Below are 24,937 nucleotides of genomic sequence, written 5' to 3'. Positions count from 1 at the left end.
GTGAGCGACACGTCACAGGAACTGCGCCCACACGGCGGCGCAGACGAGGCCTCGGCCCTCCCGGAGCGGTTTGAGAACCCCGGGCTCCCCCCACACATCCCGCGCCGTGCCGACACGGACCCGAAGGCCGCCAAGCGCGCTGAGCGGCAGGTGGCCACGCTGTTCGGCCTGTCCATGCTGGGCACCCTGGGCTTCATCGTCGTCTACTTCTTCGTGCCCGCGGGCCAGCGCGGCTGGGTCGTCGGCATCGGCGAGATGGACGTCTACCACCTCGGGCTCGGTCTCACCCTGGCGGTCTCCCTGCTCGGGATCGGCCTCGGCGCCGGCCACTGGGCCAAGGTGCTGATGTCCGACGTCGAGGTGGTCGAGGAGCGCCACGTCCAGGCCTCCGACGAGCAGACCCGGCTGGAGACCGCCCAGGAGCTGTCCCGCGGCTTCCGCAGCGCCCAGCTGAACCGGCGACCGCTGCTGCTGCTGAGCGCCGGCGGTGCGCTGAGCCTGTTCGCACTCCCCCTGGCGTTGCAGGTCGCCGGCGGGCTCGGCCCGTTGCCCGGCAACAAGCTGTCCATCACCAACTGGCAGCGGGGGCTACGCCTGATGATCGACCCGTCGGGCACCCCCATCCGCCCCGAGCACGTCACCCAGGGCTCGGTCTTCCACGTAATGCCGGAGGGCTTTGTCGGTGAGGCCGAGCACGACCTGGCCCCCGACGTGCTGATGACGGCCAAGGCGAAGGACTCGGTCATCCTGGTCCGCCTCAACCCCAGCGACATCAAGAGCACCAAGCAGCGTGACTGGGGCTACGAGGGCATCGTGGCCTACTCCAAGATCTGCACCCACGTCGGCTGCCCGGTTGCGCTCTACGAACAGCAGACCCACCACCTGCTGTGCCCGTGCCACCAGTCGACCTTCGACATGACGGATGACTGCAAGGTGATCTTCGGTCCGGCCAAGCGGCCGCTGCCGCAGTTGCCGATCACCATCGACGACGAGGGCTACCTCGTCGCCGCCGACGGATTCGACGAGCCGGTCGGCCCGAGCTTCTGGGAGCGTGGCTGATGAGCACCACACACGTGCCGCAGGGCGCATCGGGGCTGCGCGGGGACGACGCTCCGGCCGCCTCTGAGCACACCGACACCACCAGCGAGTACGCCGCCGACGCGAAGTTCCCGCCGCCGCTGGTCTGGGCGGACGAACGGCTCGGTGCCGCCAAGGGCATGCGCTACATGATGCGCAAGGTCTTCCCGGACCACTGGTCCTTCCTCCTGGGCGAGATCGCCATGTACTCCCTGATCATCTGCCTGATCACCGGGACGTTCCTGACCTTCTGGTTCATCCCGAGCATGGGTCACGTCACCTACGAGGGCTCCTTCGTGCCGTTGCAGGGCGTGGGGATGAGCGAGGCGTACAAGTCGACGCTGGACATCTCCTTCGAGGTCAAGGGCGGCCTGCTGATCCGCCAGATGCACCACTGGGCGGCGTTGCTGTTCATCGTGGGCATCGCGCTGCACGTCGCCCGGGTGTTCTTCACCGGCGCCTTCCGCAAGCCGCGCGAGATCAACTGGGTGATCGGCGCCGTGCTCTCGCTGCTGGCCTGCATCGAGGGTTTCGCCGGCTACTCCCTGCCGGACGACCTGCTCTCCGGCACCGGCATCCGGGCGATGAACGGCTTCATGCAGTCGGCCCCGGTCATCGGGTCCTACATGACGTTCTTCGTGTTCGGCGGCGAGTTCCCGGGTGAGCTGATCATCCCCCGCCTCTTCATCGTCCACGTGCTGCTGCTCCCCGCGCTGCTGGTGGGGCTGTTCACCGCCCACATCATTCTGGTGATGGTGCACAAGCACACCCAGTTCCCCGGACCGGGCCGGACCAACGACAACGTCGTCGGGTTCCCCTTCATGCCGGTGTACCTGGCCAAGGCCGGAGGCTTCTTCTTCATCGTCTTCGGTGTCGTGGCGCTCATCTCGGCGCTGGTCACCATCAACGCCGTCTGGGTCTACGGTCCGTACGACCCGACACAGGTCACCGCAGGGTCGCAGCCCGACTTCTACATGTGGTTCTCCGACGGCGCGCTGCGCCTGCTGCCGGGCTGGCTGGAGTTCGAGCTGTGGGGCTTCACCTGGAGCTTCAACATCTTCCTGGGCTCCCTGCTCCTGCTCCCGTTGGTGTGGATCATCCTGGGCGCCTACCCGTTCCTGGAGGCGTGGGTTACCGGCGACAAGCGGGAGCACCACCTGCTGGACCGGCCCCGCAACGCCCCGGTGCGGACCGCGATCGGCGCCGCCGCCATCTCGGTGTACATGGTCCTGGCTCTGGCCACGATCAACGACATCCTGGCGATCAAGCTCGGGCTGTCGATCAACGACATCACGATCGCGTTCCGGATCGCCTTCTTCCTGCTGCCGATCGTGGTCTTCATGGTCACCAAGCGGCTGTGCCTGTCACTGCAGCGGGCCGACCGCGACCTGGTCACCCACGGCGTGGAGACGGGCCGCATCGTGCGGACCGCCGACGGCAAGTTCTACGAGGCGGAGGAGCCGCTGCCCGACTACGACCGCTGGCACCTGGTGCAGCACGAGGCGCTGCGGCCGCTGTCGGAGACCGAGGGCGCCGACGCGGACGAGCGTGGCGTCCGCCAGCCGCGCAGCGTCCTCTACAAGGCGCGGCGCGCCCTGTCGGACTTCTACTTCAAGGACCGGGTCGAGCCCCCCACCCCGGCCGAGGTCGCCGCGGCGCACCACCATGGCGAGAGCGAGGCGCTGACCGAGGGCAGCACCGAGCAGGAGCGCGCCGAGGCCCTGGAGTCGGGTCCGCATCACTGAGCAGTCCGGCGAGCCCGGGGTCCCCGCTGACGGTGGCGACCCCGGGCTCCCTGCTGCACCGGTGCCCCCCGAGGAGCATCGCCACGGGAGCGCCGAGGGGCACGACCCGGACGACCCGCTGACCATGACGCGGGAGGAGTTCGAGGAGGCCGTCGGCGACGCGCTCGACCAGGTCCCGCCCGTCCTGATGGACCTGCTCGACAACGTCGTGTTCTTCGTCGAGGACGAGCCGCCGGAGGACGACCCCGAACTGCTCGGGGTGTATGACGGCACTCCCCTGACCGAGCGTGATCTCTCCTGGGGCGGGACCATGCCGGACCGGATCACGATCTTCCGTGGCCCCACACTGCGGATGTGCCAGGACCGTCAGGAGGTCATCGACGAGGTGGCCGTCACCGTGGTTCACGAGATCGCCCACCACTTCGGCATCGAGGAAGACCGCTTGCACGCCCTCGGCTGGGGCTGACCCCGGCACTGACCGCCGTGGCTCAGCACGGGCTCAGCGTCGCCGGGCACACCACGCAAGGGCGCGCGACGCCACCGAACTCCAGACTCAGGCTCACGCACTGGCCAGCAGGGCTACCCTGCTGACCGTCCGAGATGAGTTGTAACAGGGGGATGCGTTATGCGACGGCGGTTCCTTCGAGCTCGACCATCTGGCCGGGGATCGCCAGGCGGGTGACGCCGAGCATCGTGGTAGTCGGGGCGACGCCTGCCGCCCCGAGCTTCCCGGCGAGCACGCCGTAGTGCGGGAACATCGCGTCCACGTCAGTGGTGTAGACGTTGAGGCGGACCAGGTTCGCCAGCGACATGCCGGCCTCGGCGAGTACGGCCTCGAGGTTCGCCACGGCCAGCGCCAGTTGGGCCTCGACGTCCCCGTCGTGCTGGGGCCGACCATCTTTGCTCATAGCTGTCTGTCCCGAGATGTACAGCGTCCGTGTCTCCCCTGAGATGACCTCGCCCTGGTTGAAGCCCATCTCCTGTGACCACGTCACCGGATTTACTGCCGTGCGTTCCATTGCGGCTCCGTTCATTCGTTCCGCAGCGCCCGGCCGCCCCGTGGCCGCCGTCCTCGACGCTGCACTACTAGCCTGCCGACGAATCACGACACCTTGTGTCGTGATTTCTGGTAAAGATGGGTGAATGCGAGCAGACCGACTGGTCTCGCTGGTGCTGCTGCTGCGCCAGCGAGGCCAAATGACCGCCGACCAGCTGGCCAGTCACCTCGACGTGTCCACGCGCACCGTGCTGCGCGACATCGACGCCCTCTCGACTGCGGGCGTCCCCGTTTACGCGGACCGTGGTCGACACGGCGGCTACTCGCTCCTTCCAGGCTTCCGCACCGAACTGACCGGGCTGAACCACGACGAGGCACTCGCGCTGCTCACCGCCGGATCAGACCGCGGCGAGAAGGTCTTCGGCCTCAGCGCACCGCTAGCCTCGGCGATGCGCAAGGTCGTCGACGCGCTGCCCGAGGGGCACCAGATGAGCCTCGGCGATGCGGCCAAGCGGTTCCTGGTGGAGCCGGAGACCGACCTACTCTCTCGCAACGCCCCCACCGAAGACCTGGCCGACGGCGTCATGAACGAGGTCCGAGCCGCGGTGCTCACCGGCCGCCGGCTGCGATGCAACTACGCGGCACCTGGTCAAGAACCGAGTCGTCGAACCGTCGATCCAATTGGCCTGGTCACCGTCCGCGGGCGCACCTACCTGCTGGCGACGAGGTCCGGAGACGACCGGACTTACCGTCTGTCTCGGATGCTCAGCGCCGAAGCGCTCCCCGAACCGGCGCAACGCCCCGCGCAGGTCGATCTCGACCACATCTGGGCCGAGCGCACCGCACAGTTCCTCTCCGAGAACCACCTCCCCGTCGTCATCCGCATTAAGGCGTCACGTCGTGAGGAACTGCTGGAGAATGCCAGAGCTGTCCGGGCCGAGGAACCGGAGCCGGATGATTGGATCCGCCTCGACGTGACGTTCGAAGACCTGCGCCACGCGGTGTGGGCGGTTTGGCGGCTTGATGCGGACGCCGAAGTCCTAGCGCCAGAATCCGTCCGCGATGCGATGTACGAGCGTGCCGAGACATTGACGGCGCGATATCGATCCTGACTAGCCGTCCTGCCTAACGCCTTCGGTCAGTCCACCGAGTAGGTCCTTGTTACTGGTCCACCGGCCCGGGGGGTCAGAGGAGGCGTAGGGACTCAGACGGCCTTCTCGCCCCGGAAGTACTCGAAGACCCAGCCCACGGTCGCCCAGGCCGCGAACGGGGAGGCGATGATGACGAGCCACCACCCGACGGCAACCCCGAGGAAGAGCAGCGCACCAGAGAGGGCGAGCCACAGCGGCCACCACGAGTGCGGGCTGAAGAAGCCGTAGTTGTCGGTGGCAGCGTCGGAGATCTCTCCGAGCTCGTTGTCCTCCGGGCGGTCGTCGATCTTGCGGGCGACCAGCAGGATGAACCCCGCGATGAACGCGCACAGGCAGGCCGTCAGGGCCAGCCCCACGACCCCCACCCACTCCATCGGGTTGGTGAAGTAGCCGTAGATGATCGCGACGACGATGAAGAACGGGATCAGGTAGGCGAAGGTCTTGAACTCGGCTGACAGGGTCTTGGTCTTCACCGCTGCTCACCCTCCGTCTCGTCGCGCGTGTCCGAGGCGTCGCCTCCAGTCGTGCCCACCCGTCCCCGGGGGTCGGTGTCGGGGCCGCCGAGGAGGCCCTCCAGCACGCCCTTGTCCGGCTCCGGGGACTCCATCGTGGCGACCGCAGGGTGGTGCAGGTCGAAGGCGGGCCGTTCGGAACGGATCCGCGGGATGTGGTCGAAGTTGTGGCGCGGCGGTGGGCACGAGGTGGCCCACTCCAGGGAGCCCCCGTAGCCCCAGGGGTCATCCACCTCGACCTTGGGTGTGCGGAAGCTCAGCCACACGGCATACAGGAAGGGCAGCATCGAGGCGGCCAGCAGGAACGCGGACACGGTGGACACCTGGTTCATCCAGGTGAACCCGTCCTCCGGCATGTAGTCCGGGTAGCGCCGCGGCATGCCGATGACACCCAGCCAGTGCTGGATCAGGAAGGTGCCGTGGAAGCCGAAGAAGAGCATCCAGAAGTGCAGCTTGCCCCAGGTCTCGCTGAGCATGTGCCCGGTGAACTTGGGCCACCAGAAGTAGAAGCCGGCGAACATCGCGAACACCACGGTGCCGAACACCACGTAGTGGAAGTGCGCCACGACGAAGTAGGAGTCGGTGACGTGGAAGTCCAGGACGGGGCTGGCCAGGATGACGCCGGTGAGTCCGCCGAACAGGAACGTGACCAGGAAGCCCAACGACCACAGCATCGGCGTCTCGAAGGTCAACTTGCCCCGCCACATGGTGCCGACCCAGTTGAAGAACTTCAGCCCGGTCGGGACGGCAATGAGCATCGTCATGATCGCGAAGAACTCCAGCAGCACCGCACCGGTGGCATACATGTGGTGCGCCCAGACCGACACCGACAGGGCCGCGATCGCGACCACGGCGAAGACCATCGTCTTGTAGCCGAACAGCGGCTTGCGGCTGAACGCCGGGATGATCTCGGAGATCAGGCCGAAGAACGGCAGGGCGATGATGTAGACCTCGGGGTGCCCGAAGAACCAGAACAGGTGCTGCCACAGCATCGCCCCGGCGTGCTCCGGGTCGAAGATGTGCGCCCCCACGATGCGGTCGGCGGCCATCCCGAACAGGGCGGCGGCCAAGACCGGGAAGACCATGATCACCAGGATCGAGGTAATCAGGACGGTCCAGGTGAACATCGGCATCCGGAACATCGTCATGCCCGGGGCGCGCATGCACACGATCGTGGTCACGAAGTTCACAGCACCGAGGATGGTGCCGAACCCGCTGAGCGCCAGACCCATCACCCACAGGTCACCGCCGAGTCCCGGGCTGTGCAGCGCACCGGCCAGCGGCTGGTAGGCGAACCAGCCGAAGGAGGCGGCACCGCCGGGAGTCAGGAAGCTCCCCATCACGATGAGCCCGCCGAACAGGTAGAGCCAGTAGGCGAACATGTTCAGCCGCGGGAACGACACGTCCGGGGCACCGATCTGCAGCGGCATCAGCGCGTTGGCGAACCCGGCGAACAGCGGGGTCGCGAACAGCAACAGCATGATCGTGCCGTGCATGGTGAACATCTGGTTGAACTGCTCGGGGTTGTCCACGACGGAGAGCCCCGGCGTGAACAGCTCGGCCCGGATGACCAGGGCCATCAGGCCGCCGAGCATGAAGAAGATGACCGAGGTGACGAAGTAGAGGTTGCCGATCACCTTGTGGTCGGTGGTCGTGATGACCTTGACGAACAACTGCCCGAGGTTGCGTCGGGGGGCGGCGGACTGGCCCGCCGGGCGTGTGTCCGGACGGTCGCCGGTGACGATCGCCATCAGTCCGTGCCCTCCTCGTAGTCGAGCTCCTGGCCGTGGTGGAAGTCGTACTGGTTGAGCGTGTTGTCGAGCTGCCCGGTGTTGCCGGCGGCGGCCAGGTCAGCGATGTGCTGCTCATACTCCGACTGGGAGACCACGTCGACCATGAACAGCATCTCGGAGTGGTAGGCGCCGCAGAGCTCGGCGCACTTGCCCATGAACTCGCCCTCCTCGCTGGTCACCACCTGGAAGGTGTTGACCTGGCCGGGCAGCATGTCCATCTTGGTCAGGAACTGCGGCACCCAGAAGGAGTGGATGACGTCGCGCGAGGTGAGCACGAATTCCACCCGGGCGTCCACCGGCAGCACCAGGCGGGGCAGCGTGTCCGGGAGCCCCTCCTCGCCCTTGCGCAGGTCGATCGCCTGGGTGCCCGCGACGTAGACGTTCTCCTCCACGTAGTTGAAGTCCCAGGACCACTTCTTGCCGACCACGTTCACGGTGACGTCGGCGGGCTGGTCGGTGTCCAACATGTCGTTCTGCAGCTCGACGGTCTTGCCGAACAGCACGCCCACCATGATCACGGGGACCACGGTGTAGAGGATCTCCAGCGGCACGTTGTACCGGATCTGGGTGGGCAGCTCGCCGTCGTCGTCCTTGCGGCGGCGGTAGGCCACGATGCACCAGAGCGTCAGACCCCACACGAGCACGCCGACAGCGAGGGCGGCGATCCAGGTCCAGTTCCAGAAGCTGATGATCCTCGGGCCCATCTCGGTGACCGGCTCAGGCATGTAGCCGCGCTGGAACTCGGCACCACACCCGGACAACAGCAGGGTTGCGGCCAGCGCCGTGAGGGCCAGCGTGCTCCTACGCGCTCCCGCGCGTGGTCTGGGCTCAATTCGACGTCGCAACGCGCACCTCACAGTCAAGCCTGGTCATCACACGGGAACTCTACCCCGTCCGGTGTGCCCCGTGTGGCCAGGGTGGCACCGCGTCGTGGACCGTTCAGAGCCGGGGGCCGGGCTCTTGCAGCACACCTTCCAGGAGCTCCAGATAGCGCTCGCGCGTGACCGCCCGCACCCCGAGCGTGGCCAGGTGGTCGGTCCGCCACTGGACGTCGACCATCCACCGGGGCTTCCCGGGCCCGCCGGGCTCGCCGAGCAGGTCCACCAGGCCCACCAGCGCCGCCTTCGAGGCGTCGGACACCGCGTGGAACATCGACTCCCCCGCGAAGAGGCCGTTCACCGACAACCCGTAGAGCCCCCCGACCAGTTCCCCGTCACGCCACGTCTCGACCGAGTGCGCCCACCCCAGACGGTGCAGGCGTCCGTATGCCGTGGCGATCGCGGGCGTGATCCACCGCCCGTCCCGGGTCGGGTCCGCGCAGGCCTCCACGACGCGGTCGAACGCGGTGTCGACGCGGACCTCGAATCGTCGCAGCGAGCGCCGGAGGGACCTGCTGACGTGCAGGTCGCCCGGCAGCAGGATCCCCCTGGGGTCCGGCGACCACCAGCCCATGGGGGCGCCCCCACCCTCCCCCAGGCCCATCGGGAACAGCCCGACCCGGTACGCCGCGAGGATCGTGCCCGGCTCCAGGTCCGCCCCGACCCCGGCCAGGTCCTCCCCCGGTGTCATGTCGGCGACGCTCAGCTGCCACGGGGTCGGCGGCGGCTCGATCGGCATACGGGCGGCTCTCGCAGGGTCGGGGTCGCGCCCGGTCAGCCGGTGACGCCGAGGTGTGGGGCGACCTCGTCGGCCGCGTCTCCCCCGTAGGCGGTGGCGAACCTGTCAAGGAACTCGGCGCGGGTGAAGTCGTACTCCTGGGTGCCGACGGTCTCCAGCACGCAGCCGGCGAGCATCGACCCGATCTGGGCGCAGCGCTCGTGCCCGAGATCCCACGCCAGACCGGCGAGGAACCCGGCGCGGAAGGCGTCGCCGACCCCCGTGGGGTCGACCCGCTGGACCGGCTTGGCGATCGGGACGTGCACCGGCTCCTGCCCCTTGGCGTGGATGGACGCACCGTCCTTGCCGTGGGTGATGACCCGGTAGGTGACCCGGTCGAGGATGTCCTCCGCCGACCACCCGGTCTTCTGCTCAGTGAGGGCGGCCTCGTACTCGTTGGTGACCAGATAGCGGGCGCCCTCGATCAGCCGGCGGATCGGCTCACCGCTCATGAACGCCAGCTGCTGGGAGGGGTCGGACACGAACGGCAGCCCCCGGGTCCGGCACTCTGCGGCGTGCCGGAGCATCGCGTCCGGGTCGTCGGGGCTGACGACCACCAGGTCCAGACCGCCCTCGGCCTCCACGATGGGCCCGAGCTCGATCTCGCGCGCCTCGCTCATCGCGCCGGCGTAGAAAGTGGCGATCTGCGCCATCTCCGTGTCGGTGGTGCACACGAAGCGTGCCGTGTGCCGGGTCTCCGAGACGTGGACGTGCTGGCAGTCGACGCCGTGGCGTTCCAGCCACGACCGGTAGCCGCCGAAGTCCTCTCCGACGGAGCCCACGAGCAGGGGCCGGTGGCCGAGCTTGGCCATCCCGAAGCTGATGTTGGCGCCGATGCCCCCGCGTCGCACTTCCAGGTCCTCGACCAGGAAGGACAGCGAGATCTTGTCCAGCGCCTCGGGGACCAGGGAGTCGGTGAACCGACCCTGGTAGGTCATCAGGTGGTCGGTCGCAATGGACCCGCAGACAGCGATCTTCACGCCCGCAACCTATCGCGCCGGCCGGAGACGACGAACACCCCGACCGTGGTCACGGTCCGGTGAGGTCCGGACCGGTCACCGTCGGGGTGTCCGGTGGGGCCGCGCTGGGCTGGGCGGCCGGGGTTGCTCAGCTGAAGCTGTCGCCGCAGGCGCAGGAACTGCCGGCGTTCGGGTTGTCGATGGTGAAGCCCTGCTTCTCGATGGTGTCGGCGAAGTCGATGGTGGCGCCGTCCAGGTAGGGGGCGCTCATCCGGTCGACGACGACCTCGACGCCACCGAACTCCTCGACCAGGTCACCGTCGAGGGTGCGCTCGTCGAAGTAGAGCTGGTAGATCAAGCCGGAACACCCGCCGGGCTGCACGCCGATGCGCAGCCGCAGGTCGTCCCGGCCCTCCTGCTCCAGCAGGCTCTTGACCTTGTCGGCGGCGACGTCGGTGAGGACGACACCGTGCGCCGGCGTGGTCTCGGTGCCGGCCGGGCTGGTGCCCTGCGTGTCCTGGAGGCTCATCGCTGTCTCTTCCTGTCGGTGGTGCTGCTCTCGGGGGGTCAAACGCCGGGTACGGCGGCGTTTGTTCCGTCTCTGGTCTCCAGGCTACGCCTCCGGCGTGGTCCCGCGGGGACCCGGTGGTGCGGGTGGCGGGGACCAGGTGCGGGCCACCCGCCTCGCCAGGGCGGCCAGGTCCTCCCCCTCGGCCGGCGCGTAACTGCCCGACACGCCCAACGCCATCCCCTCGCGGCGACCGACGTGGACCCGTTCGGCGAGGACGACGGTCGGGGACGCCACCTCCAGGGCTGCCCTGGCGACCTCGGGGATGACGCCGTCCCGCACGCTGCGCCAGTCGTATGCCGTGCCCCCGGTGACGACGAGGGCACCGGGGAGGTGGTCGGGCAGGCCGAGCTCCTCCATCACGAACCGGGCGCCCGGCACGTGGGTGGCCCCGAGCAGGAGCGCCGCCCAGCCGACTCCCCCGCCGCTGCCGGACCCGGAGGCCCGCTCCGGCCTGATCCGGGTGCCGGAGAGGAGCTCGCGCCGCTGCGGGAGCACCCGGCCGACCAGGTCGGTCAGTCGGCCCATCCGCTCCTCCAGGGACTGGCTCACCGGCGCGGCCACGCCGTGCTCGGCACCCAGCGCCGCACTGGCCCCGTGGAACCCGAGCAGCGGGAGGTCGACCGCGGCGGCGAGCACCAGCGTGGTGGCGGCGAGCCGGTCCCGGAGGGCCGGCAGCCCGGCGAGGTCCTCGCCCGCACCGAGCGCCTCCAGCATGCCGCGGCCGCCGTCGTGGCTGGCCAGGTCCCCCACGCCCAGCACGATCCGCCCGGCGCCCGCCTCCAGCGCCGCGGCGACCACCTCCCCCACGCCGCGGCTGGTCAGCGCCGAGGGGTCGGCAAGCGCCTGCTCCCCCACGAGGTGCCGTCCGGCGGCCTGCCCGGCCTCCAGGTAGGCGGTGCGCCGCCCGTCCAGCTCGGCGACCAGCAGCTGGGCCGGGACGGGCTCCCCCGCGGGACCGGTGACCACCAGCGGTGCCGGCTCCAGGTCCAGGCCGTGGGCGAGCGCGTCGAGGAACCCGGTGCCACCGTCCGACAGCGGACAGGTCAGCACCTGGTCGTGCGGGGCCTGCGCCCGCCAGCCGGACGCGAGCCGCTGCGCGGCCTGCGCGACCCCCGGCACCTCGGCATACGGACCGGTGGCCAGGACCACCCGCATCGGTTCGCTCCCCTCAGGCGTACTGCATCTGCATGGCCGTGCGGACCTCGTCGAGCGTCTCCTCGGCGATCTGCTGCGCCCGGGCGTTGCCGCGGGCCAGCACCTCACGCAGGTAGGCCTCGTCCGCGACCAGCTCGGCGCGCCGGGCACGGATCGGGGCGAAATGCTCGTTGACGGCCTCGGTGACGACCTTCTTCAGCGTCCCGCCACCACCGTCGCCCACCTCGGCGGCGACCTCCACCGGGTCCCGGTCGACGGCCAGGGCGGCCAGCAGCACGAGGTTGGAGACCTCGGGCCGGGTGTCAGGGTCGTAGGTGATGTGGCGGTCGGCGTCGGTGACGGCCTTCTTCAGGATGCGCGCCGTGGTGTCGGCATCCATGCCCAGCTCGATGGTGTTGCCCTTGGACTTGCTCATCTTCTGGCCGTCGGTGCCGAGCAGGTTCGCGGCCCCGGACAGCAGGGCCTCGGGCGCCCGGAAGACGGGAGTGTCGGCGACGGCCCGGCCGTAGCGCTCGTCGAACCGGCGGGCGATGACCCGGGCCTGCTCCAGGTGGGGCAGCTGGTCCTTGCCGACCGGGACCAGGTTGGCCTTGCAGAACAGGATGTCCGCCGCCTGGTGCACCGGGTAGGTGAGCAGCAACCCCGACATCGGGCGGCCCCCCGTCGCGTCGAACTCGGCCTTGACGGTGGGATTGCGCCGGAGCTCGGAGTCGGTCACCAGGGACAGGAACGGCAGCATCAGCTGGTTCAGCGCCGGCACGGAGGAGTGGGTGAAGATCGTCGTGGCCTCCGGATCCAGGCCGACGGCCAGGTAGTCCGCGACCAGGGAGAGCACCCGCTCCCGGAGGGGTCCGACCCCGTCCCGGTCGGTGATGACCTGGTAGTCGGCCACCAGGATGAAGGTCTCGACTCCCTTGCGTTGCAGCAGCACCCGGTTGCGCAGCGTGCCGAAGTAGTGGCCCAGGTGCAGGTGGCCGGTGGGGCGGTCCCCCGTCAGCACGCGGAACCCGGACGGGTCGGTGTCGATCTCGCGCTCGATCTCCGCCGAGCGTGCGGCCGTGCGCGCCAGGGAGGCGCCGGAGGTCGACCCGGCGAGCGCGTCCTCGGCCGACTCGGCGCCGGCGGTCAGGTCGGTGTCAGTGGTCATCTCTGCCTTTCTGCCGCCCGAGGTCTGCGCGGTGCCCGGACACAGGTCAAGGCCGCCCACGGGACGGCCTTGTGCGGGGTGTGCGTCAGTGCCGTCGGGTCGACGGCCACCAGCTGCACACCGAAGTCATGGCACCGATGGTAATACCCGCTCGGCCTCCGGCGGCGGGCCGGGCGGGGTGCCGTCACCGAACGGCCGACCTCCCAGCTCCTCCCGACCGTGCGGCGTCAGCCAGTTGGCGACGTCGGGGCCCTTCGGGATCACCCCGGTCGGGTTGATGTCCAGGTGCGTGCCGTAGTAGTGCGCCTTGATCTGGTCGAAGTCCGTGGTGTCGCCGAAGCCCGGCGTCTGGAACAGGTCGCGGGCATAGGCCCACAGGACCGGCATCTCGGAGAGCTTGGAGCGGTTGCACTTGAAGTGGCCGTGGTAGACGGCGTCGAACCGGGCCAGCGTGGTGAACAGCCGGATGTCCGCCTCGGTGATCGTGTCGCCCACCAGGTAGCGCTGCCCGGCGAGCCGCTCCGCCAACCAGTCCAATCGGGCGAACAGCCGGTCGTAGGCCCGCTCGTAGGACTCCTGCTTGCCCGCAAAGCCGCAGCGATAGACCCCATTGTTGACGTCGTCGTAGACCAGTTGCTGCACCTCGTCGATCTCCGCCCGCAGGTGCTCGGGGTAGAGGTCCGGCGCACCCTCCCGGTGGTGGGCGCGCCACTGGGTGGCGAAGTCCTCGGTGATCTGGCGGAAGTCGTTGGTCACCACCTGGCCGGTGGTGGTGTCCACGATGGCGGGCACCGTCACCCCCGGCTTGTAGCCGTCCGGCCGCGCCTCGTAGGCGTCCTTCAGCCGCGGTATGCCCAGGACCGGGTCCACTCCGCCGGGGTCCAGGTCGAAGGTCCAGCTGTCGGCGTCGTGGATGGGGCCGCAGATCCCCATCGAGATCACGCCCTCGAGCCCCAACAGCCGACGCGAGATCACGGTGCGGTTGGCCCAGGGGCAGGCACGGCTCACCACGAGGCGGTAGCGCCCCGCCTCGACCGCGAACCCGTCCGGCTGCCCGTCTGCGGTGATCCGGGTGGGGATGTAGCGGGTGTCGCGCCGGAAGTCGTCCTCCACGTAGGCGCCCTGCTTCTTCTCGGCCATCACTGCTCCGTCCCGAGTCGCTCCAGCAGCAGGGTCTCGGCGACGCAGACCCGCTCGAACTCACCCAGGTGCAGACTCTCGTTGGCCGCGTGCGCCCGCGTGTCCGGGTCCTCCACGCCGGTCACCAGGATCGCCGCGTCGGGGAACTTCTCGGCGAACGCCGCCACGAACGGGATGGAGCCGCCCACCCCGATGTCGACCGGCGGCACCCCCCAGGCGTCCTCGAAGGCGGCCCGCGCCTGCTCGTAGACCGGCCCCCGGGCGTCGGCGGCGAAGCCGGCGCCGTCGTCATCCAGGGTGACGGTCACCTGACAGCCCCACGGGGCGTGGTCCTCGAGGTGCTGCTTCAACAGCGCGTATGCCGTGTCCGGCACCTCCGCGGGGTGGATCCGCATCGACAGCTTGGCCCGGCCGACCGGCGTCAGCAGGTTGGCCGCCTTGGCGACCGACGGGGCGTCGATCCCGATCACGGTCATCGACGGGCGGGTCCACAGCCGGGACAACAGGGAGCCGCTGCCGATCGGCTGGACGCCCTCGGCGAGGCCGGAGTCGGCCCGCAGGTCCTCCTCGGAGTAGTCGAGGTCGGCGGCCTCAGACGTCTGCAGCCCCTCGACCGCCACGTTGCCGTCCTCGTCGTGCAGGGTGGCCAGCAGCCGGGCCAGGGCAGTCAGGCCGTCGGGGACGGCACCGCCGTACATCCCGGAGTGCACCCCGTGCTCCAGCGCCTTGACCTCGACGACCACCCGGACCAGGCCCCGCAGCGTGGTCGTCAGCGAGGGGATCCCGATCTTCCAGTTGTGGGAGTCGGCCAGCACGATGGCGTCGGCCCGCAGGTCCGCGCCGTGCCGGTCCAGGATGGTGGCCAGGCTGGCGGACCCGACCTCCTCCTCACCCTCGACGAAGACGGTGACGCCCACCGGCGGGCGGCCGCCGTGGGCCCGCAGCGCGGCGACGTGAGCCATCACTCCGGCCTTGTCGTCGGCGATGCCGCGCGCGTAGACCCGGCCGTCTCGCTCGGTCGGCTCGAACGGCGCGGTGTCCCAGTCCGCGTCGTCGCCGGGAGGCTGGACGTCGTGGTGTGCGTAGAGCAGCACGGTGGGGGCACCCTCGGGGCCGGGCAGATGGCCGATCACCGCCGGCCTGCCGCCCTCCCGCACGACACGGACCTGCATCCCCTCGGCGGCGAGGAGGTCGGCGACCGCGGCGGCGCTGTCGTCGACGTGCCGCTGGTCGAAGGAGTCCAGAGACACCGACGGGATCCGGGTCAGGGTCTCCAGGTCGTCGCGGACGGCGGGCATCAGGTCACGGACCCGCGCGGTGAGCTGGGCGTGGCGATCCGCGAGTGCGGCAGGGTCGGCTGGGTTCGGCGGGGTCACCCCACCGACCCTACCCAGCACCTCGGGGCCGGAGGGAAGGAGCAGCCCGTCTCTCGTCATACAGTGGGTCCGTGTTCTCGCGCAAGAAGCCCGCCACCGTCCCCGCCGACCCCCAGCCGGAGGAGGCCCCACGCCCCGGGGCCAAGAACCGCCCGACCCCGAAACGGCGGGAGCAGGAGGCGGCCAACCGACGGCCGTTGGTGGGGGGCGCGAAGGCCAACACCGCCGAGCAGAAGGCCAAGGCCCGGGAGGCCAGGGCCCGCGCCCGCGAGGGCATGCTCCGGGGGGACGAGCGCTACCTGGGCTCCCGCGACCGCGGCCCGATCAAGCGGTTCCTGCGCGACTCCGTCGACACCCGGTGGAACATCGGGGAGTTCCTGCTCCCGCTGATGCTGATCATCCTGGCGCTGTCGCTGATCAACCAGCCCTGGGCCCGGCTCGGGGTGTTCGGCGCCGCCTACGGGATGATCCTCATCGGCATCCTGGACTCGGTCCTGCTGTGGAAGCGGACCAAGAAGCGGGTGCACGAGGTGTTCGGGGAGGAGCCGCCCAAGGGGTCGGCCTCCTACGTGGTGCTCCGCGCCTTCCAGATGCGGATGTCCCGGGTCCCCCGCCCCCAGGTCAAGCGCGGCGAACCGGTCACCCGCCGCTCCTGAGCCCCTCCTCCAGTCCCTACTCGGCGCTGAGGCTCATCGGGCCGTAGACGACCTCGTCTCGCTCCATCAGCGACACCGCCCCCACGCCCGCGTCGGCGAGGGTGCTCCACTCCTCGGCCAGCCAGGCCTCGGCCTCGGCCCGGGTGGGGAACGCCGCCCCGCTCAACCCCAGGTCAGGGATCGGCTGACCCGTCGCGTCACAGTAGGTCCAGGTGAAGACACGGCTCATGACGCCCACGGTAGCGCCGGGCACGCCCTGCCGCCGACCGACCGGGGCAGGCCCGGTGCCCTAGGGTCGGTCTCACACGAGGACCGACGCCTCCGGCCCCGCCCGGACCGACCCCGAGGAGAACCCGTGTCGACTCCCTCCACCCGCCGCCGCGGCCCCGCGGCCTTCCTGGCCGCAGCCTTCATCGGCCTGGTCACAGCCATCGTGGCCCCCGTCGCGGCCCATGCCGCCGGCTACCAGTTCTGGGGCTACTACCAGCTGACCGACGGCGAGTGGGCCTTCGCCTCCGAGGGTGCGGGGACCGCCGTGCCCGAGGACGGCTCCGTCGAGGGGTGGCGGTTCGCGGTGGCCGCGGACGACGACACGAGGTTCCCCCGCGCGGCGCCGTCCTTCGACGACGTCTGCGGGGAGGCCCCCGAAGCAGGTGACGGCGACAAGCGCGTGGCGGTCGTCGTGGACTTCGGCCGCGACGTGGACGCCCCCGAGGGCGAGACTCCCCCTGAGCCCACCGCCGCCTGCGTCACGGGGGCGGAGAACCTCTCCGGCCAGCAACTGGTCACCCTGCTGGTCGAGGACGTCCGCACCGACCCCGCGTCCGGACTGATCTGCGGGCTCGGTGGGTACCCGACCCAGGGCTGTGGTGACGAGGTCGCCGAGCCGAGCGAGGAGCAGCTCGCCGCCGACGAGCCGGTCGAGATCGCCGTGGCGGACCCCGTAGGCGGGTCCGACGACGGTGCCGAGGAGACCGACCCGGCCACCGAGGACGAGGAGGACGGTGCCGCGGAGGAGACCGACGCGGAGGACACCGGCACCGACGGCGCTGCCGAGGAGACGACGGGGACGGAGGAGTCCGAGGACGCCGGCGAGGACGCAGGCGAGGACGCCGCGGCCGAGGACTCCACGGAGACGGCGGACACGGCGGGTGATCCCGGCGAGGACGTGGACGGCCCGACCCAGGACGTCGCCGACGAGGACGGCGGCGGTATGCCGATCTGGGGCTGGCTGCTGATCGGCCTGGTCGTGATCGGGGCACTCCTGGGTGCCGTGGTCGGCGCGACCCGCCGTCGGGACCAGGAGCGCGACGCCGGGATCGACCAGGACATCTGAGCGGATCTCCCCCGCAGCCCGGCGTCACCTACTCTGGGACGACCGTTCCGTCACGACCAGCCCGGAGGATGCTGCATGTCCTCGACGTTCGTCCTCGGCCCCGCTGCGGGGGGACGCTCACACCACGCGCTGTCCCTGTTGTCCCGTCACCGGGAGGTGACCTGGGTCTGCCCGCCCAAGCCACCGCGAGGGACGACAGCAAAGGACGCCGCCCACCCGGAGACACCGCCAGTGCCCGCCCCCGAGGGCTGGACCCGGGTGGAGTCCACCGACCTCGGCCGCGCCCTGGTCCATTCGCGCCACCCGGTGCTGATCGACGACCTGGAGCGCTGGCTGGGAGCCGTGCTGGAGGAAACCGACGGCTGGACGGACCCCCAGGCCGCCGAGGCCCGCGTGCACGACCTGGTCGATCAGTTCCAGGTGGCGCTCATGGCCGTCCCGGTCGACGTCGTTGTGCTCGGGTGTGACCCCGGGCTGCTGGCTCCCGCCTCCTCGCCCACCGAGCAGGTCGTGCACGATCTGCTGGGTGCCGTCGTGCGGCGCGTGGGGGCCACGTGCACGTCGGTGGATCTGGTCATCGCCGGGCGGCTGCTGGACCTGGGGTCCTCGCTGCGCGTCCAGGGCGCGGCGCTGCGCTGAGCGCGGGCCCGGGCGCGTCAGGGGCCCGGCGCGTCAGCCCCGGACGCCGGCCTCCACGAACGGGGGCTTGACCACCTCGGCGGTGACGTCCCGGCCGCGGACGTCGACGACCACGGGGTTGCCCACGGACTGGCCGCGGTCCAGCAGGGCCAGTGCGATGCCCTGGGCGAGGGTCGGCGAGAAGGTGCCGGAGGTGACCACCCCGATGGTGGCGCCCGACTCGTCCCGGACCTCGCAGCCGGCCCGCGGGATGCCCCGGCCCGTGACCCGCAAGCCCCACGACAGTCGCGACTCCTTGGCAGCCCGCTGCGCGGTGAGGGCCTCCTTGCCCCAGAAGGTCTCCTTGTCCCAGCCCACGGCCCAGACCGCCCGGGCCATCACGGGGGTGATCTCCGGGCCCAGGTCGTTGCCGTGCAGCGGGTAGCCCATCTCGGTGCGCAGGGTGTCCCTCGCGCCGAGCCCGGCAGGGAGCCCGCCCAGCGGCTCGGCCGCCGCCATCAGCGCGTCCCACACCTCGGCGGCGTCCTCCCAGTGCGGCACCACCTCGAAGCCGGTCTCCCCCGTGTAGCCGGTGCGGCAGACGATCACCGGCCGACCGTTCCAGTCGACCTCGGTGAACGTCATGTAGTCCAGCTCCACCTCCAGGCCGATCTCGCGGAGCACCTCCGGGCTGCGGGGGCCCTGCACGGCGATCACGCCGAAGCGGTCGTGCTGGTTCTCCACCTCGACGCCGTCCGGGGCCGCGGCAGCCAGGAGCTCGACCACCCGGGCCGTGTTGGCGGCGTTCGGGATGAGGAACACGTCCTCGGCGCTGCGCAAGTAGGTGATCAGGTCGTCGACGACGCCACCGTCCTCGGAGCAGCACATCGTGTACTGCGCCTTGCCCGGCTCGATCTTGGCCAGGTCGTTGGTCAGGCAGGCGTTGACGAACTCGGCGGCACCCGGTCCGCTGACCCTGGCCTTGCCCAGGTGGGACACGTCGAACAGTGCGACGGCCTCGCGCACTGCAGCGTGCTCGCGGCGCACCCCTCCCCCCGGATACTCGATGGGCATCGACCACCCGCTGAAGTCGGCCATCTTCGCGCCCAGCGCGAGGTGGGTGTCGTGCAGCGGGGACGTCTTCAGCGGCGAGTCGCTCATGTCCCGAACCTTAGCGCCGCAGCCCCCGGCGCAGACAGGCCGTGTCCCCATGGTGTCGATGGGGTTACCCTCGGTGGCGTACAGGCGCAGTAACGGGGGTGCGACACCGTCGGACCACGCTGCACGAGACGACGCAAAGGACACCCATGACCGAACTGACCCTCGCCGACACTGCACCCGCCTCCGCCAAGGCCGACGCCCTGGTCGTCGCCTCGGTGAAGGGGGAGAAGGGCGCGATCCTGGCCCCGGAGACCCGCCTGCCCAAGGCCGCCAGGGCCCACATCGAGACCACGCTCGCCGGGATCGGAGCCGAGGGTGGCGCCGACGAGGTCATCAGGATGACCGGCGTGCCGGACGTGACCGCTGTCCTGCTGCTCGTGGTGGGCACCGGCCCGGGGGCGCCGGAGGCCGAGGGACTGGCGCGCACCGAGGAGCGGTTGCGCCGGGCGGCCGGTGCCGCGGCACGCGCGCTGTCCGGCAAGGACAAGGCTGCTTTCGCCATGGGCGACGGCTCCGCCGAGCAGACCGCGGCCGTGGCCGAGGGGGCGATCCTGGGCAGCTATTCCTTCCAGACCTTCCACGGCGTCGGCAAGAGCGCCAAGGCCAAGGCCCCGCTGGGCGCGGCGGTCGTGCTCGGGTCGCTGAAGACCCGCAGCCGCGAGGCCAAGGCTCTCACCGCGCGCCTGACCGCCATCACCGGCGCGGTCGGCTACGCCCGCGACCTCGTGAACACCCCGCCCAACGTGCTCTACCCGGAGTCCTTCGCCGAGTCGGTGACCCGCCGCGCAGCCGGCAGCACGGTGTCGCTCGAGGTGTGGGACACCGACCGGCTGGAGGCCGAGGGGTGCGGCGGCATCCTGGGCGTCGGCCAGGGCTCGGGCCGGGCTCCGCGCCTGGTCACCATGTCCTACCGTCCGTCCAAGGCCAAGGCGCACCTGGCCTTCGTGGGCAAGGGCATCACCTTCGACTCCGGCGGGCTCTGCATCAAGCCGGGAGCCTCCATGGTGACGATGAAGTGCGACATGGCCGGGGCCGCGGCCGTCGCTGGCGCCGTCCTGGCGCTGGCCGAGATGGAGGTCCCCGTCGCCGTCACCGGTTACCTGTGCCTGGCCGAGAACATGACCGGCGACCTGGCCCAGCGCCCGGGCGACGTGGTCACGATGCGCGGCGGCAAGACCGTCGAGATCATCAACACCGACGCCGAGGGGCGGCTGGTGATGGCCGACGGCCTCGCCCTGGCCACCGAGCAGTCCCCCGACGCGATCGTCGACATCGCCACGCTGACCGGCGCCTGCGTCATCGCCCTGGGCGACCGCACGCTGGGCGTCATGGGCAACGACGAGGCGTTGACCGACCGGGTCCACCAGGCCTCCTCCAACGCCGGCGACACCTCGTGGCCGCTGCCGATGCCCGAGGAGATCCGGGCCACGATGGACTCCCCCGTGGCGGACATCAAGCACACCGGGGAGCGGTCGGCCGGCGCCATGGTGGCCGGCACCTTCCTGAAGGAGTTCGTCGGCAAGAACGACGCCGGCGAGCAGATCCCGTGGGCGCACATGGACATCGCCGGCACCGCGTTCAACGACAAGTCCGCTTGGGGTTACACCCCCAAGGGCGGCACGGGTTCCGGGGTCCGGGCGCTGGTCGCCCTCGCCGAGTCCTACGTCTGAGAGGTCGCCCGCGGGGCGCCGAATGGACCGGTTGTTCGCGCTCTCGGGCCGGATACCGGCAATACCCGGTGCAGTCGACGACTGCTCGCTGCTCAGCCGCTCTTGCGTCGGAACATCTGCTGCGCACCCGAGGTCTTGGCGCGGCTGGACCTGTCGACCTTGCCGTGCTCGGAGTGGTCCGAGACGTCCTTGCCCCCGTGCGCGTGCTTCTTCTCGAGCGCCTCGCGGAACTTGGCCTTGACGTCCTCGGGCGCCTCGGCCCCGTCCTGTGCCGCCCCGTCAGATCCGTGCTGCTCAGCCATCGGGCCTCTCCTGTCGCTGGTGCTGGGGCCCCAGCCTGTCACGGCCCGACGGACCCGGCCACCGGTTTGCCGGCTCAGGCGCCCCGGCCCGTCCCCTTCTGCCGCCGGTTCCACTCGCGCATCCGGGAGGGATACCCGGTCTGGTTGACGTCGTAGACCGGGATGCCCAGATCACGGCACAGTTGGAACCCGGCCTTGGGACTGCCCACCGCGCGGCGAGTCCACTCCCCGTCGTGGGCGATGAGGACCAGCGTGGTGGTGGTCACGTTGGTGGCGGGCTCGACATACCCCTCGACGCCGCGGCGGGAGTCCACGAACTCCTGGGCGCGGCTGCGGACCGCATCGAGGTCGATGCTCATCTGCGGACCGTCGGTCCGCTGGGCGGGCCCCCCGGAGAAGCTCCCCCCACCGGAGCGCCGCTCCCTGCGCCTGCGATTCCACCAAGCCATAGGGGTGAGCGTAAACCCTCGGTGGTCGTGATCCGGGTGCAATGACAAGATGCTCCGTATGCAGGATTCGTCGACGCCCGACCACACCCACGACATCGTCATCCTCGGCGGCGGCAGCGGCGGCTACTCGTGCGCACTGCGTGCGGCGCAACTCGGTCTGAGTGTCGCGCTCGTGGAGAAGGACAAGCTGGGGGGCACCTGCCTGCACCGCGGCTGCATCCCGACCAAGGCCATGCTGCACGCGGCCGAGGTGGCCGACTCGGCCCGCGAGGGTGCCGCGTTCGGTGTGAACGCGACCGTGGACTCCATCGACCTCGCCAAGGTCCACAGCTACAAGGACGGCGTCATCGGCCGGCTCCACAAAGGTCTGCAGGGCCTGGTGAAGTCCGCGGCGATCGACTACGTGGAGGGCGAGGGGCGCCTGACCGGGCCGCACAGCGTCGCCGTCGGCGACCGGGTCTTCACCGGCCGCGCCGTGGTGCTGGCGACCGGCTCCTACGCGCGGTCGCTGCCGGGGCTGGAGATCGGTGGCCGGGTGATCACCAGTGACCAGGCGATGACCCTCGAGTCCCTGCCTGAGCGCGTGGTCGTGCTCGGCGGCGGCGTGATCGGCGTGGAGTTCGCCTCCGTATTCCGCTCCTTCGGCGCCGAGGTGACCGTCGTGGAGGCCCTGCCGCGGCTGGTGGCCGCCGAGGACGAGGCCGTCTCCAAGGTCCTGGAGCGGGCCTTCCGCAAGCGCAAGATCGCGTCGCGCACCGGCGTGCGCTTCACCAGCGCCACCCAGACCGACGACGCCGTCACGGTGCACCTGGAGTCCGGGGACCCGATCGAGGCGGACCTGCTCCTGGTGGCCGTGGGACGAGGCCCGGCCACCGAGGGTCTGGGCTACGAGGAGGCGGGGGTGGCCCTGGACCGTGGCTTCGTCACGACGGACTCCCGGCTGCGGACCTCCGTGCCGTCGGTGTATGCCGTGGGAGACATCGTGCCCGGGCTGCAGCTGGCGCACCGCGGCTTCGCCCAGGGCATCTTCGTCGCCGAGGAGGTCGCCGGACTGGAGCCCCGTCCCCTCGACGAGACCGGCATCCCCCGGGTCACCTACTGCGACCCCGAAATCGCCTCCGTCGGTCTCACCGAGGCCGCCGCCCGCGAGAAGTACGGCGAGGTCACCACCTACGAGTACAACCTCGGCGGCAATGGCAAGTCCCAGATCCTGGGCACGACCGGCTTCGTCAAGCTGGTCCGCTCCCCCGAGGGACCCGTCGTCGGGGTGCACATGGTCGGCGCCCGGATGGGCGAGCAGGTGGGCGAGGCCCAACTGATCTACAACTGGGAGGCGCTGCCCGACGACGTGGCGTCCCTGGTCCATGCCCACCCCACCCAGAACGAGGCGCTCGGCGAGGCGCACCTGGCCCTGGCCGGCAAGCCGCTGCACGCCCATGCCTGACCCCACGAGTCCCGGCTGCCATTCCGGCAGCCTCACCCGTAGACTGCCAACCCCCGGACGAGGAGACGTCGAGAATGTCTGAACGTGTGACCATGCCGGCCCTGGGTGAGTCCGTCACCGAGGGCACTGTGACCCGCTGGCTCAAGAGCGTCGGCGACACGGTCGAGGTCGACGAGCCGCTGCTGGAGGTGTCGACCGACAAGGTCGACACGGAGATCCCCTCCCCGGTCGCGGGGACCCTCCAGGAGATCCTGGTGGAGGAGGACGACACCGTCGAGGTCGGCGGCGACCTCGCCGTGATCGGCGACGGTGACGCCGCTCCTGCGGAGGACTCCGGCGGCGACGACGCCGAGGACGAGGCGCCTGCCGAGGACGACTCCACCGACGACGAGGAGCCCGCCGAGGACGCCGCCGACCGACGAGGAGCCCGCCGAGGAGCCCGCCGACGACGAGCCCGCGGAGGAGTCCGCACCAGCCCCGTCCGGGAAGTCCTCCGGGGGCGACGGCGGCGAGGGTGAGACCGTCACCATGCCGGCGCTGGGTGAGTCCGTCACCGAGGGCACCGTGACCCGGTGGCTGAAGGCCGAGGGCGACGAGGTCGAGGTCGACGAGCCGCTGCTGGAGGTCTCCACCGACAAGGTCGACACCGAGATCCCGTCCCCCGTCGCCGGCGTGCTGACCAAGATCGTGGCCGGCGAGGACGAGACCGTCGAGGTGGGCGGCGCGCTCGCCAGTGATCGGCGGCGGCTCCGGTGGGTGACGCCGACGGCGCGGCGGAGTCCGAGCCCGAGGCCGCCGACGAGCCGGAGGAGGCTGACGAGCCGGACGAGACCGCCGAGGCCGACGAGACCGCGAAGGCCGACGAGCCCGAGCCGGCCGAGGAGCCGGAGAAGCAGGGCGAGGGTGACCTCGCCGACGAGCAGGAGCGGCAGGAGGCCGCCGCCGAGGAGTCCGCGCAGCAGGCCAAGCCGAAGTCCGAGCCGGCGAAGGCCTCCGCGGGCGACGGCCAGGCCACCGGTGTCGGCAGCGAGTCCGCCGCCGGAGACGTGAGCTCCTACGTGACCCCGCTGGTGCGCAAGATCGCCGCCCAGCACGGCGTCGACCTGGCCGAGGTGAAGGGCACCGGCGTCGGTGGCCGGATCCGCAAGCAGGACGTGCTGGAGGCGGCCCGCGCGGCCGAGGAGGCGGCGAAGGCCCAGCCCGCGGCGCCCGCGGCCGAGCAGCCTGCCGCTGCCGCCGAGAGCAAGGCCCCGGCGGCCGCCCCCGCGGCGGGCCGCACGCCCGAGGCCGCGCAGGCGCTCCAGGCCAAGCGTGGGTCCCGCGAGAAGATGTCGCGGCTGCGCAAGCTCATCGCCACCCGGATGGTGGAGTCCCTGCAGGTCAGCGCCCAGCTGACCACGGTCATCGAGGTGGACGTCACCAAGATCGCCCGGCTGCGCAACAAGGCCAAGGCCGACTTCGAGAAGCGTGAGGGCACCAAGTTGTCCTTCATGCCCTTCTTCGCCCTGGCCGCGGTGGAGGCGCTCAAGCAGCACCCCAACGTCAACGCCAGCATCGAGGGTGAGGAGGTCGTCTACCACGCCCAGGAGAACCTCGGCATCGCGGTCGACACCGAGAAGGGCCTGTTCGTCCCGGTCATCAAGGACGCCGGCGACCTCAACATCGCCGGGCTGGCCCGCAAGATCGCCGACCTCGCCGAGCGCACCCGCACCAACAAGCTGCTGCCGGACGACGCGGCGGGCGGCACGTTCACGCTGACCAACACCGGCAGCCGCGGTGCGCTGTTCGACACCCCGATCATCAACCAGCCGCAGGTGGCGATCCTGGGGACCGGCTCGGTCGTCAAGCGGCCGGTCGTGGTGATCGACGAGGACGGCGGCGAGACGATCGCGATCCGCTCGATGGTCTACCTGGCCCTCAGCTACGACCACCGGATCGTCGACGGCGCCGACGCGGCCCGCTTCCTGGGCACGATGAAGGCACGGCTGGAGGACGGTTCGTTCGAGGTCTGACCCGGTCCCG

The 24,937-nt window shown here is 70.6% G+C and carries 24 protein-coding genes and 1 pseudogene; 10 read left to right on the top strand and 15 right to left on the bottom strand.

Annotation, left to right across the window (positions count from 1 at the left end; all coding sequences use genetic code 11):
* From qcrA to AC1QRC_RS09425, 3 genes are all read left to right on the top strand, one after another.
* Entirely contained in the window at positions 1–1,059 is a 1,059-nt protein-coding gene (gene qcrA / locus AC1QRC_RS09435) for a cytochrome bc1 complex Rieske iron-sulfur subunit (protein ID WP_484206506.1), read from the top strand.
* Entirely contained in the window at positions 1,059–2,822 is a 1,764-nt protein-coding gene (gene qcrB, locus AC1QRC_RS09430) for a cytochrome bc1 complex cytochrome b subunit (protein WP_484206505.1), read from the top strand. Before qcrA ends, qcrB begins: the two co-directional genes overlap by 1 nt.
* Positions 2,823–2,946: 124 nt before the next feature.
* A complete protein-coding gene (locus tag AC1QRC_RS09425; RefSeq protein ID WP_484206606.1) occupies positions 2,947–3,288 on the top strand; it encodes a metallopeptidase family protein in 342 nt (113 codons plus the stop codon).
* A gap of 157 nt (positions 3,289–3,445) precedes the next feature.
* Here AC1QRC_RS09425 and AC1QRC_RS09420 read toward each other — a convergent pair whose 3' ends face one another.
* The gene (locus AC1QRC_RS09420) at positions 3,446–3,841 is read right to left on the bottom strand and encodes a RidA family protein (RefSeq protein ID WP_484206504.1); all 396 of its coding nucleotides are present in this window, start codon (positions 3,839–3,841) and stop codon (positions 3,446–3,448) included.
* A gap of 124 nt (positions 3,842–3,965) precedes the next feature.
* Here AC1QRC_RS09420 and AC1QRC_RS09415 point away from each other — a divergent pair, with 124 nt between their 5' ends.
* A complete protein-coding gene (locus tag AC1QRC_RS09415; RefSeq protein ID WP_484206503.1) occupies positions 3,966–4,931 on the top strand; it encodes a helix-turn-helix transcriptional regulator in 966 nt (321 codons plus the stop codon).
* 92 nt (positions 4,932–5,023) lie between these two features.
* On the opposite strand, the gene AC1QRC_RS09410 is transcribed toward AC1QRC_RS09415, so the two are convergent.
* The 10 genes from AC1QRC_RS09410 to AC1QRC_RS09365 all read right to left on the bottom strand — a co-directional run bounded on the left by AC1QRC_RS09410 (position 5,024) and on the right by AC1QRC_RS09365 (position 15,201).
* The gene (locus tag AC1QRC_RS09410) at positions 5,024–5,443 is read right to left on the bottom strand and encodes a cytochrome c oxidase subunit 4 (protein WP_484206502.1); all 420 of its coding nucleotides are present in this window, start codon (positions 5,441–5,443) and stop codon (positions 5,024–5,026) included.
* Positions 5,440–7,233, bottom strand: coding sequence for an aa3-type cytochrome oxidase subunit I (ctaD, locus tag AC1QRC_RS09405; protein WP_484206501.1), 1,794 nt, complete (start codon positions 7,231–7,233; stop codon positions 5,440–5,442). Before ctaD ends, AC1QRC_RS09410 begins: the two co-directional genes overlap by 4 nt.
* Positions 7,233–8,132 (bottom strand): aa3-type cytochrome oxidase subunit II, encoded by a 900-nt coding sequence (gene ctaC, locus AC1QRC_RS09400; RefSeq protein WP_484206500.1) that lies wholly within the window; start codon positions 8,130–8,132, stop codon positions 7,233–7,235. The genes ctaD and ctaC overlap by 1 nt, the downstream gene beginning before the upstream one ends.
* Before the next feature lie 82 nt (positions 8,133–8,214).
* Positions 8,215–8,892, bottom strand: coding sequence for a leucyl/phenylalanyl-tRNA--protein transferase (aat, locus tag AC1QRC_RS09395; RefSeq protein WP_484206499.1), 678 nt, complete (start codon positions 8,890–8,892; stop codon positions 8,215–8,217).
* Between the two features lie 35 nt (positions 8,893–8,927).
* A complete protein-coding gene (locus tag AC1QRC_RS09390) occupies positions 8,928–9,911 on the bottom strand; it encodes a carbohydrate kinase family protein (protein ID WP_484206498.1) in 984 nt (327 codons plus the stop codon).
* Positions 9,912–10,038: 127 nt separating this feature from the next.
* Positions 10,039–10,419, bottom strand: coding sequence for a HesB/IscA family protein (locus tag AC1QRC_RS09385; protein ID WP_484206497.1), 381 nt, complete (start codon positions 10,417–10,419; stop codon positions 10,039–10,041).
* 84 nt (positions 10,420–10,503) lie between these two features.
* On the bottom strand, positions 10,504–11,616 hold the full coding sequence (locus AC1QRC_RS09380) for a glycerate kinase (protein ID WP_484206496.1): 1,113 nt from the start codon (positions 11,614–11,616) through the stop codon (positions 10,504–10,506).
* Between the two features lie 13 nt (positions 11,617–11,629).
* The gene (trpS, locus tag AC1QRC_RS09375) at positions 11,630–12,763 is read right to left on the bottom strand and encodes a tryptophan--tRNA ligase (protein WP_484206495.1); all 1,134 of its coding nucleotides are present in this window, start codon (positions 12,761–12,763) and stop codon (positions 11,630–11,632) included.
* Between the two features lie 126 nt (positions 12,764–12,889).
* A complete protein-coding gene (locus tag AC1QRC_RS09370; RefSeq protein ID WP_484206494.1) occupies positions 12,890–13,903 on the bottom strand; it encodes a glutathione S-transferase family protein in 1,014 nt (337 codons plus the stop codon).
* The gene (locus AC1QRC_RS09365; RefSeq protein WP_484206605.1) at positions 13,903–15,201 is read right to left on the bottom strand and encodes a M20/M25/M40 family metallo-hydrolase; all 1,299 of its coding nucleotides are present in this window, start codon (positions 15,199–15,201) and stop codon (positions 13,903–13,905) included. The genes AC1QRC_RS09370 and AC1QRC_RS09365 overlap by 1 nt, the downstream gene beginning before the upstream one ends.
* Positions 15,202–15,350: 149 nt before the next feature.
* Between AC1QRC_RS09365 and AC1QRC_RS09360 the strand changes: the two genes are divergently transcribed.
* Entirely contained in the window at positions 15,351–15,935 is a 585-nt protein-coding gene (locus AC1QRC_RS09360; RefSeq protein WP_484206493.1) for a DUF3043 domain-containing protein, read from the top strand.
* A 16-nt stretch (positions 15,936–15,951) separates the two neighbouring features.
* Here AC1QRC_RS09360 and AC1QRC_RS09355 read toward each other — a convergent pair whose 3' ends face one another.
* Positions 15,952–16,164, bottom strand: a complete 213-nt coding sequence (locus AC1QRC_RS09355; RefSeq protein ID WP_484206492.1) for a hypothetical protein — start codon at positions 16,162–16,164, stop codon at positions 15,952–15,954.
* Positions 16,165–16,290: 126 nt separating this feature from the next.
* Here AC1QRC_RS09355 and AC1QRC_RS09350 point away from each other — a divergent pair, with 126 nt between their 5' ends.
* Both AC1QRC_RS09350 and AC1QRC_RS09345 read left to right on the top strand, forming a co-directional pair.
* Positions 16,291–17,271, top strand: coding sequence for an SCO2322 family protein (locus tag AC1QRC_RS09350; protein WP_484206491.1), 981 nt, complete (start codon positions 16,291–16,293; stop codon positions 17,269–17,271).
* A gap of 75 nt (positions 17,272–17,346) precedes the next feature.
* Entirely contained in the window at positions 17,347–17,910 is a 564-nt protein-coding gene (locus AC1QRC_RS09345; protein WP_484206490.1) for a bifunctional adenosylcobinamide kinase/adenosylcobinamide-phosphate guanylyltransferase, read from the top strand.
* A gap of 33 nt (positions 17,911–17,943) precedes the next feature.
* Here the strand turns inward: AC1QRC_RS09345 and gcvT are convergent, their stop codons facing one another.
* Complete coding sequence (gene gcvT / locus AC1QRC_RS09340) at positions 17,944–19,050, bottom strand: glycine cleavage system aminomethyltransferase GcvT (protein WP_484206489.1); 1,107 nt, start codon at positions 19,048–19,050, stop codon at positions 17,944–17,946.
* A 146-nt stretch (positions 19,051–19,196) separates the two neighbouring features.
* Here gcvT and AC1QRC_RS09335 point away from each other — a divergent pair, with 146 nt between their 5' ends.
* The gene (locus tag AC1QRC_RS09335; RefSeq protein WP_484206488.1) at positions 19,197–20,720 is read left to right on the top strand and encodes a leucyl aminopeptidase; all 1,524 of its coding nucleotides are present in this window, start codon (positions 19,197–19,199) and stop codon (positions 20,718–20,720) included.
* A 92-nt stretch (positions 20,721–20,812) separates the two neighbouring features.
* On the opposite strand, the gene AC1QRC_RS09330 is transcribed toward AC1QRC_RS09335, so the two are convergent.
* Both AC1QRC_RS09330 and AC1QRC_RS09325 read right to left on the bottom strand, forming a co-directional pair.
* A complete protein-coding gene (locus tag AC1QRC_RS09330) occupies positions 20,813–21,022 on the bottom strand; it encodes a DUF5302 domain-containing protein (RefSeq protein ID WP_484206487.1) in 210 nt (69 codons plus the stop codon).
* A 74-nt stretch (positions 21,023–21,096) separates the two neighbouring features.
* Entirely contained in the window at positions 21,097–21,381 is a 285-nt protein-coding gene (locus AC1QRC_RS09325) for a hypothetical protein (protein ID WP_484206486.1), read from the bottom strand.
* Positions 21,382–21,529: 148 nt separating this feature from the next.
* On the opposite strand from AC1QRC_RS09325, the gene lpdA reads away from it, so the two are divergent.
* Complete coding sequence (gene lpdA, locus AC1QRC_RS09320) at positions 21,530–22,915, top strand: dihydrolipoyl dehydrogenase (RefSeq protein WP_484206485.1); 1,386 nt, start codon at positions 21,530–21,532, stop codon at positions 22,913–22,915.
* Between the two features lie 74 nt (positions 22,916–22,989).
* A pseudogene (sucB, locus tag AC1QRC_RS09315) lies at positions 22,990–24,927 on the top strand (2-oxoglutarate dehydrogenase, E2 component, dihydrolipoamide succinyltransferase).
* The last annotated feature ends 10 nt before the right edge of the window (positions 24,928–24,937 follow it).

This window comes from Ornithinicoccus sp. (assembly GCF_057176825.1).
The sequence above is the reverse complement of the archived record's forward strand: the minus strand, read 5'-3'. Positions and strand labels throughout refer to the sequence as shown.

Excerpts from the sequence above, each read along its gene's own strand:
- AC1QRC_RS09335 (WP_484206488.1), top strand. The coding sequence starts at position 19,197 with ATGACCGAACTGACCCTCGCCGACACTGCACCCGCCTCCGCCAAGGCC.
- ctaD (WP_484206501.1), bottom strand. The coding sequence starts at position 7,233 with ATGGCGATCGTCACCGGCGACCGTCCGGACACACGCCCGGCGGGCCAG.
- AC1QRC_RS09330 (WP_484206487.1), bottom strand. The coding sequence starts at position 21,022 with ATGGCTGAGCAGCACGGATCTGACGGGGCGGCACAGGACGGGGCCGAG.
- qcrB (WP_484206505.1), top strand. The coding sequence starts at position 1,059 with ATGAGCACCACACACGTGCCGCAGGGCGCATCGGGGCTGCGCGGGGAC.
- AC1QRC_RS09355 (WP_484206492.1), bottom strand. The coding sequence starts at position 16,164 with ATGAGCCGTGTCTTCACCTGGACCTACTGTGACGCGACGGGTCAGCCG.
- aat (WP_484206499.1), bottom strand. The coding sequence starts at position 8,892 with ATGCCGATCGAGCCGCCGCCGACCCCGTGGCAGCTGAGCGTCGCCGAC.
- trpS (WP_484206495.1), bottom strand. The coding sequence starts at position 12,763 with ATGACCACTGACACCGACCTGACCGCCGGCGCCGAGTCGGCCGAGGAC.
- AC1QRC_RS09325 (WP_484206486.1), bottom strand. The coding sequence starts at position 21,381 with ATGAGCATCGACCTCGATGCGGTCCGCAGCCGCGCCCAGGAGTTCGTG.
- AC1QRC_RS09420 (WP_484206504.1), bottom strand. The coding sequence starts at position 3,841 with ATGGAACGCACGGCAGTAAATCCGGTGACGTGGTCACAGGAGATGGGC.
- lpdA (WP_484206485.1), top strand. The coding sequence starts at position 21,530 with ATGCAGGATTCGTCGACGCCCGACCACACCCACGACATCGTCATCCTC.
- AC1QRC_RS09370 (WP_484206494.1), bottom strand. The coding sequence starts at position 13,903 with ATGGCCGAGAAGAAGCAGGGCGCCTACGTGGAGGACGACTTCCGGCGC.
- gcvT (WP_484206489.1), bottom strand. The coding sequence starts at position 19,050 with ATGAGCGACTCGCCGCTGAAGACGTCCCCGCTGCACGACACCCACCTC.
- AC1QRC_RS09385 (WP_484206497.1), bottom strand. The coding sequence starts at position 10,419 with ATGAGCCTCCAGGACACGCAGGGCACCAGCCCGGCCGGCACCGAGACC.
- AC1QRC_RS09425 (WP_484206606.1), top strand. The coding sequence starts at position 2,947 with ATGACGCGGGAGGAGTTCGAGGAGGCCGTCGGCGACGCGCTCGACCAG.
- AC1QRC_RS09345 (WP_484206490.1), top strand. The coding sequence starts at position 17,347 with ATGTCCTCGACGTTCGTCCTCGGCCCCGCTGCGGGGGGACGCTCACAC.
- AC1QRC_RS09380 (WP_484206496.1), bottom strand. The coding sequence starts at position 11,616 with ATGCGGGTGGTCCTGGCCACCGGTCCGTATGCCGAGGTGCCGGGGGTC.
- AC1QRC_RS09415 (WP_484206503.1), top strand. The coding sequence starts at position 3,966 with ATGCGAGCAGACCGACTGGTCTCGCTGGTGCTGCTGCTGCGCCAGCGA.
- AC1QRC_RS09365 (WP_484206605.1), bottom strand. The coding sequence starts at position 15,201 with ATGCCCGCCGTCCGCGACGACCTGGAGACCCTGACCCGGATCCCGTCG.